Origin of the sequence: Arhodomonas sp. SL1 (assembly GCF_052060015.1) — a bacterium.
Lineage (GTDB): Bacteria > Pseudomonadota > Gammaproteobacteria > Nitrococcales > Nitrococcaceae > Arhodomonas.
Genome location: NZ_JBPODZ010000032.1, coordinates 1 through 6,985, shown reverse-complemented (window position 1 = coordinate 6,985; position 6,985 = coordinate 1). Strand labels below are relative to the sequence as shown.

The window sequence follows — 6,985 nt, the reverse complement described above, 5'->3', positions numbered from 1 at the left end:
ACCAACAACCAGGAGACCGGAGACAACGAAGAGAAACGAATCGCAAACGTTGACAGGTCAATCCATATCAGGGCGGACGAAGTCCGCCTGACTATGCCGCCACACCCCAGATCGCCCCGGCCACGTAGGGCGGACGAAGTCCGCCGACCACCGCCCTCCGGTCTGCATTCGCTCCACGGGCGACAACTATCGCTCAAGCACCGCCGGTGGTATGCCGGCAAGGCGCCTCCCGGTCCCCGCCCAGAGCGTCCACAGCCTGCGCGACGCTCAGGTGGACCCGCTCCGGGGCCACCGCCTCCCAGAAGTGCGTCTGCCCCAGCTGATCCGCCACGGGACCCTTCACCTCGGCGAGGTGAAGGTCCACGGACTGGGCCTCCAGGTCGGCGTGCAGCGCCTCCAGCATCTCCAGGCCGCTGGAGTCGATGTAGCTCACCGAGCTCATCACCAGCACCAGGGCCTCGGCCTGCGGGTGATGGTCCACCGCGGCGAGGACGAAGTCGCGCACCGCGTCGGCGTTGGCGAAGTAGATGTTCTCGTCGATGCGAATGATGACCCGCTGGGGGTCGCAGACCACGTCGTGGCGGTCGATGTTACGGAAGTGCTCGGTGCCCGGGATGCGGCCGACCACGGCAATGTGGGGTCGGCTGCTGCGCCAGACGTAGAGGAACAGCGACAGGGCGATCCCGGTCACCAGGCCGGGCTCCAGGCCGAAGCCGAGGACTCCGGCCACGGTCGCCAGCAATGTGGCACCATCGCCGCGGTCGAAACGGAAGGTCGAGATGGCGCCGCGGAAGTCGATGAGCTGCCACACCGCCACCACGATGATGGCGGCGAGCACGGCCTTGGGCAGGTAGGCGAACCAGCCGGTGAAGAAGGCCGCTACCACCGCCACGAGGGCCGCGGTGATCAGCGCCGCCACCTGGGTGCGGGCGCCGGCGTCGAAGTTCACCACCGAGCGGGAGAACCCCCCGGCCGCCGGCATGGTGCCCACCATCGCCGAGCCCAGGTTGGCGGCGCCCAGGGCCAGGAGCTCCTGGTTGGCGGCGACCCGCTCGCGGCGGCGACCGCCGAGCACCTTGGCGACGGTGACGCTCTCCACGTAGCCGATGAGCGCGATAAGCACCGCCGAGGGGGCGAGCTCCACCCATCCGGGGGCGGCGAGGAAATCCAGGCCCGGCATAGGCAGGCCGGCGGGGATATCGCCCACCACGTTCACCGGTGCCCCTCCCTTACCCGTGACCACCGCCATGATCGCGGAGGCGACGATCACGACCGCCAGTGGTGCCGCCCGGGAGGCGAGCGCGGCGCTGCGTCGGGCCAGGCCCAGGCGGGTCAGCCCCCGTTGCAGCGGCGAGCGGGCGAGCACCAGCGCGATCACCGCGATCGCCGAGGTGGTGAGGGTAGCGACGGAGAGGTTGTCCAGCCCGGCGCCAAGGCCGGCGAGCATCGTTAGGGCATCGCCGCGGGGGGCGTCGATGCCGAGCATGGTGCCCAGCTGGCTGATGATGATGAGCACCGCGGCGGCGCTGGTGAATCCGGACAGCACCGGGTGGCCGATGAGGCTGACCAGACGGCCGGCCCGCAGCATCCCGCCGACCCCGAGGATGATGGCCACCTCGGCGGCCAGTATGGAGGCGCCGGTGATCCACTGCTGGGGGTCGTCGCCGGCGTAGGAGGACAGGGCCTCCGCAACCATTAGCGCGGCCACCGCTACCGGACCCACCGCCAGCGTTCGGCTGGTGCCGAACAGGGCGTAAACCGCCGGCGGTATGATGCTGGCGTACAGGCCCTGCTCCGCGGGCAGGCCAGCGAGCAGGGCGTAGGCCATACCCTGGGGTACCAGCAGGATCGCGGTGATGATCCCGGCAGTGAGGTCGTCGGAGAAGGTGGCCCGGTTGTAGCCCCGCAGGCTTTCGATCAGTGGCAGTCGCGGTTTCATGGGCGACGGTTCATAGCTTGGGTGTATGGGCTCGATCGAAACGTTGGCCTGGCAGTGTAATATATTTGAAGGTAATATGCTTATTACATTTTGAGACGGCCATACGGAGGTGTTCCATGAGCGCCCGTCCTGAAGTCAAGCACTTTCTCCACGAGCCCACGTCCACCTTCTCCTATGTGGTCTGGGACCCGGAAACCAAGCAGGCCGCGGTCATCGACTCGGTGCTCGACTACACCGAGAACAACGGCCTGACGGCCACCGACAGTGCCGACGAGATGATCGCCTTCATCCGCGAGCAGGGCCTGACCGTGCAGTGGGTGCTCGAGACCCACGCCCACGCCGATCACCTCGCCGCGGGTGCCTATATCCGTGACCAGCTCGGCGGCACCACCGGCATCGGTGCCGGCATCCGCGTGGTGCAGAACCACTTCCGCGAGGTCTACAACCTCGAGCGCGGCTTCCTGCCCGATGGTTCCCAGTTCGACCACCTCTTCGAGGACTACGAGACCTTCCAGGTCGGCAACATCGAGGCCAAGGCCATCCCCACGCCGGGCCACACCTCGGACAGCCTGACCTACGTCATCGGCGACGCGGCCTTCTGCGGGGATACCCTGTTCATGCCCGATGGCGGCACCGCCCGCTGCGATTTCCCCGGAGGCAGCGCCTCGACGCTGTACCAGTCCATCATGCGGCTCTATGAGTTGCCGGACGAGACGCGGCTGTTCGTGCTCCACGACTACCGCCCCAATGGCCGCGAGTACCGCAACGAGACCACCATTGGCGACGAGCGGCAAGGGAACATCCACGTCCGCGACGGGGTCTCCGAGCAGGAGTTCGTCGAGCGGCGCGAGGCCCGCGACCGGACCCTGGACCTGCCCCGGCTGATCATCCCGTCCGTGCAGGTCAACATCCGGGCCGGGCAGCTGCCGCCGGCGGAGGGCAACGACGTATCCTATATCAAGGTGCCGTTGAACCGGCCGGATTACTTCAGCCAGAGCTATGGAGGTGGTGACGCTTGACCATCGTCGCTTTTGACCCGCTCCCCGCCCTGCTGGGCGGGGTCCTCATCGGCCTCGCCGCTACGCTGCTGCTGTGGCTCAACGGTCGCATCGCCGGGATCACCGGCATCGCCGCCGGCGCCATGGAGGAGCGCGGCGGCGAGCGCTGGTGGCGGTTGCTGTTCCTGGCGGGGCTAATCGTCGGGGCCGGCGCCATGTATGTCACCTGGCCGGCGCGGGCGACCCTGCACAGCGGCCTGCCGCTGTGGGCGGTGCTCGGCGCGGGCCTGCTGGTGGGCTTCGGCACCCGGCTGGGCGGGGGCTGCACCAGCGGCCACGGCGTCTGCGGCCTCGGTCGGCTGTCGCCGCGTTCGCTGGTGGCGGTGATCACCTTCGTGCTGACCGCGGTGATCACCGTGTTCGTCGTCCGGCACGTGCTGGGGGTGGCGTCATGAATTACCTGGTAAGCGTCATCGCCGGGCTGCTCTTCGGCGCCGGCCTGGCCATCGCCCAGATGACCGATCCGGCCCGGGTGCTCGGTTTTCTGGACGTCTTCGGCCGCTGGGACCCGACCCTGGTGTTCGTGCTGGCCGGGGCGGTGATCACCACGTTGATCAGCTTCCGCTTCGTGCTACGGCGGCCGGCGCCGGTGTTCGCCGAGCGCTTCCAAATTCCGACCCGACGGGACATCGATACCCGCCTGGTCGGCGGCGCCGCCATCTTCGGCATCGGCTGGGGCATCGCCGGTTTCTGTCCGGGGCCGGGCATCGCCGCCCTGGCCATGGGCAGTGTGGTGCCAGTGGTCTTCGTCATCGGCCTGATCGGCGGGATGTTCGCCTACCGCTACCTCGCCCGCTGACCGGGGCGGATTCCGGCCTTCGGCCTGCATCCGCCCTACGACACCGTGCGGCAACCCATAGGGCGGACGGAGCGCAGCGCACTCCGCCGTCCCGACCGGCGGATTCCGGCCTTCGGCCTGCATCCGCCCTACGACACCGTGCGGCAAGCCCGTAGGGCGGACGGAGCGCAGCGCAGTCCGCCATCCCGACCGGCGGATTCCGGCCTTCGGCGAGCGGCATTCGAGCCCCAGATCCCGTGCCTCATCCTTGACCGCCTTCCACGCAAGCTCGAAGGTGAATTCGAAGCGTTGAATACTGGCATCGCGTACGAGATCGGATTCCGGCGCCTGCAGTGCCTCGCGCAGCCGTTGCAGGGCCTTTTTAGACTGTCGACGACCGTGCTCATACCTCGGTGCCGTTGCGCTCGATTTCCCCGCGAAGCCGGGACGCGACTTCGGGCAGCATCACCAGATCGAAGGAATACAGGGTCGGCAGCGCCTCGAGCCGTTCTCGTAACCGTTCCCGCTGGGGTGGGTCCAGCCGTTGCGCTGGCTCGATTGCGAGGTCAATGTCGGATCGATCCACGGCGTGGCCGGACACCCACGAGCCGAACCAGATGATGCGGGTATCGCGGCCGAGCTCCTCGCGGATCGCCTCGGCCGCCTGGCCGACGAGCTCGGTGACGCGCCGGCGCGCCGTCGACGAGGCTGCTGCGCTCTGAATCGGTTCCTGCATAGTGAGCCTGTCCATGGACCGTTCTCCGTACGCTAGCACAGCCATGGCCACGGCGCGGGGACCGTTTACTCCCGTGGCGGTGGCCGGCGCAGCGCCTTCTTGTGGCCGTGGCGGGCCTTGTGCTCCAGGCGACGGCGTTTGGCCCGGCGGGGCGGCCGCGTAGGGACACGCTGCTTCTCCGTCCGCGCTACGCTTCGGACAAGTTCCTGCAGCCGTTCCAGGGCATCCTCGCGGTTCTTCTCCTGGCTGCGATAGCGCTGGGCCTTGATCACCACCACGCCATCCCCGCTGATCCGCCGGTCCTGCAAGGCTAGCAGCCCCTCCTTGTAGGAGGCCGGCAGCGACGAGGCGTGGATATCGAAGCGCAGGTGGATGGCACTGGCCACCTTGTTCACGTTCTGCCCGCCGGCTCCCTGGGCGCGGATCGCCTGCAGCTCGATCTCGTCCTCGGGTATCGCCACGTTGTTGGAGATCCGCAGCATTCCTTCCTCAGCCCGGCTACCCGTATCCCAAGACGGCCGGTTCATGGTACCAGTACGGTTCGAAGACGTCCGAAGGCCTTGGGAAGTCCGATGACAAAGACGATGCCACGGGCAGCCGCCCTGATCCTGTTGGTGGGCCTGCTCGTCAGCGATGCGGGTTTTGCGGCCGCTGAACGGGCCATCCTCGAGGGCGAGCGCTTCTCGCCGGTGAGCGCGGACAACGGCATGGTGGCCACGAGCCATCACCTGGCCTCGCGGGTCGCCCGGGACGTGCTCGCCGATGGCGGTAACGCCGTGGACGCGGCGGTGACCGCGGGTTTCGCCCTGGCGGTGACCCAGCCGCGCTCCGGGAATATCGGCGGCGGCGGTTTCATGTTGATCTCCGACGAGGCGAGCGGTGAGGTGATCTCTATCGATTACCGCGAGACCGCCCCCGCCGCGGCCACCGAGACCATGTTCCAGGACGAGGACGGCGAGGTGGTCCCGGAGCGCTCGCGCTTCAGCGCCGATGCCTCCGGGGTGCCGGGTACCGTGGCGGGCTTCGCCCTGGCCCTGGAGCGCTATGGCAGCATTCCCCTGGCCGAGGCCCTGGCGCCGGCCATCGAGCTGGCGGAGGAGGGCTTCGCGGTGCCGGCGCGCTTTGAGCAGGGGCTGCGCGACGCGGCAGACCGGCTCAAGCGCTGGCCGGCGACGCGGGAGAAATTCTTCAAGGCGGACGGCAGCCCCTACACCGAGGGTGAGATCTTCCGGCAACCGGCGCTGGCCGCCACCCTGCGGCGCATCGCCGAGCGCGGTCCGCGGGAGTTCTATCAGGGCCGAACCGCCGAGCTCATCGTCGAGACCATTCAGCGGCACGGCGGGCGGATGACCGCCGAGGACCTGGCCGCCTACGAGCCGGTGGTCCGGGAGCCGGTGCACGGTACCTATCGGGGCTACGATGTCTACTCCATGGGCCCGCCATCCTCCGGCGGTACCCATATCGTGCAGATCCTCAACATCCTCGAGGGCTGGGACATGGCCGGCTCCGGGCACAACTCGGCGCGCAGCATCCACCGCATGGCGGAGGCCATGAAGCGGGCCTACGCCGACCGCGCCGAGTATCTGGGGGACACGGACTTCGTGGAGGTGCCGTTGGGCGGCCTCACTAGCAAGGCTTACGCCGACGAGTTACGCGCGACCATCGACGCGGACCGTGCGACGCTCGCCGAGGCCATCAACGCGGGCGACCCCTGGCCCTATGAATCGAACGAGACCACCCATTTCTCCATCGTAGACAGCGACGGCCTGGCGGTGTCCAACACCTACACCATCAACTTCAGCTACGGCTCCGGGCTGGTGGTGGACGGGGGCGGGTTCCTGCTCAACAACGAGATGGACGACTTCTCCGCCAAGCCCGGCGTGCCCAACGCATACGGGCTCATCGGCGGCGAGGCCAACAAGATCGAGCCGGGCAAACGGATGCTCTCGTCCATGTCGCCGACCATCGTGAAGAAGGACGGTCGCAACTTTCTGGTCACCGGCAGCCCCGGCGGCTCGCGGATTATCACCACAACGCTGCAGGTTATCTCTAACGTCGTCGACCATGAGATGAATGTCCAGTCCGCCGGCGCCGCGCCCCGGGTGCATCACCAGTGGTTGCCGGATCACATCCGCGTGGAGCAGGGGATCAGCCCGGATACCGTGCGGTTGCTCGAGGAGATGGGCCACGAGGTGCGAGTAGATCGTGCCATGGGGGCCATCCAGTCCGTGCTCATCGACGAGGAAGGCCGCTTCCACGGCGCCGCCGATCCGCGCCGCTCCACCTCCTCCGCCATGGGCTGGTAAGGAGGTGGCGGAGGAGGAGCGGCGTGCAGCGCGGTCCGCCGGGAGGCTGCCGGATTCCGGCCTTCGGCCTGGATCCGCCCTACCGCACGAAGGCATGGCGGCCGACTGACGGGTAGGGCGGACGGAGCGCAGCGCAGTCCGCCGGGGGCCTGGGGAGAGTCCGACGGT

Annotated in this window: 7 protein-coding genes and 1 pseudogene; 4 read left to right on the top strand and 4 right to left on the bottom strand. The window is 68.3% G+C overall.

The features are described from left to right. Positions 1 to 193: 193 nt before the first annotated feature. Complete coding sequence (locus ACQ754_RS16870) at positions 194 to 1,939, bottom strand: SulP family inorganic anion transporter (RefSeq protein WP_440998212.1); 1,746 nt, start codon at positions 1,937 to 1,939, stop codon at positions 194 to 196. Positions 1,940 to 2,055: 116 nt separating this feature from the next. On the opposite strand from ACQ754_RS16870, the gene ACQ754_RS16865 reads away from it, so the two are divergent. The 3 genes from ACQ754_RS16865 to ACQ754_RS16855 are packed head-to-tail and all read left to right on the top strand — an operon-like array spanning position 2,056 to position 3,796. Further along, positions 2,056 to 2,958, top strand: a complete 903-nt coding sequence (locus ACQ754_RS16865; protein ID WP_440998211.1) for an MBL fold metallo-hydrolase — start codon at positions 2,056 to 2,058, stop codon at positions 2,956 to 2,958. After that, positions 2,955 to 3,392: a YeeE/YedE family protein gene (locus ACQ754_RS16860; RefSeq protein WP_440998210.1), complete on the top strand. Its 438-nt coding sequence runs from the start codon at positions 2,955 to 2,957 to the stop codon at positions 3,390 to 3,392. Before ACQ754_RS16865 ends, ACQ754_RS16860 begins: the two co-directional genes overlap by 4 nt. Next, entirely contained in the window at positions 3,389 to 3,796 is a 408-nt protein-coding gene (locus ACQ754_RS16855; protein WP_440998209.1) for a DUF6691 family protein, read from the top strand. Before ACQ754_RS16860 ends, ACQ754_RS16855 begins: the two co-directional genes overlap by 4 nt. 246 nt (positions 3,797 to 4,042) lie before the next feature. On the opposite strand, the pseudogene ACQ754_RS16850 reads toward ACQ754_RS16855, so the two are convergent. The 3 genes and pseudogenes from ACQ754_RS16850 to arfB all read right to left on the bottom strand — a co-directional run. Beyond that, a pseudogene (locus tag ACQ754_RS16850) lies at positions 4,043 to 4,129 on the bottom strand (nucleotidyltransferase substrate binding protein); the annotation flags it as partial. A gap of 49 nt (positions 4,130 to 4,178) precedes the next feature. Continuing rightward, complete coding sequence (locus tag ACQ754_RS16845; protein ID WP_440998208.1) at positions 4,179 to 4,526, bottom strand: nucleotidyltransferase family protein; 348 nt, start codon at positions 4,524 to 4,526, stop codon at positions 4,179 to 4,181. Positions 4,527 to 4,576: 50 nt separating this feature from the next. After that, positions 4,577 to 4,993, bottom strand: coding sequence for an alternative ribosome rescue aminoacyl-tRNA hydrolase ArfB (arfB, locus tag ACQ754_RS16840; RefSeq protein ID WP_440998207.1), 417 nt, complete (start codon positions 4,991 to 4,993; stop codon positions 4,577 to 4,579). Between the two features lie 90 nt (positions 4,994 to 5,083). Here arfB and ggt point away from each other — a divergent pair, with 90 nt between their 5' ends. After that, the gene (ggt, locus tag ACQ754_RS16835; protein WP_440998206.1) at positions 5,084 to 6,817 is read left to right on the top strand and encodes a gamma-glutamyltransferase; all 1,734 of its coding nucleotides are present in this window, start codon (positions 5,084 to 5,086) and stop codon (positions 6,815 to 6,817) included. Positions 6,818 to 6,985 lie beyond the last annotated feature (168 nt).

Coding starts and splice junctions, on each gene's coding strand:
- ggt (WP_440998206.1), top strand. CDS start 5,084: ATGACAAAGACGATGCCACGGGCAGCCGCCCTGATCCTGTTGGTGGGC.
- ACQ754_RS16855 (WP_440998209.1), top strand. CDS start 3,389: ATGAATTACCTGGTAAGCGTCATCGCCGGGCTGCTCTTCGGCGCCGGC.
- ACQ754_RS16865 (WP_440998211.1), top strand. CDS start 2,056: ATGAGCGCCCGTCCTGAAGTCAAGCACTTTCTCCACGAGCCCACGTCC.
- ACQ754_RS16870 (WP_440998212.1), bottom strand. CDS start 1,939: ATGAAACCGCGACTGCCACTGATCGAAAGCCTGCGGGGCTACAACCGG.
- ACQ754_RS16845 (WP_440998208.1), bottom strand. CDS start 4,526: ATGGACAGGCTCACTATGCAGGAACCGATTCAGAGCGCAGCAGCCTCG.
- arfB (WP_440998207.1), bottom strand. CDS start 4,993: ATGCTGCGGATCTCCAACAACGTGGCGATACCCGAGGACGAGATCGAG.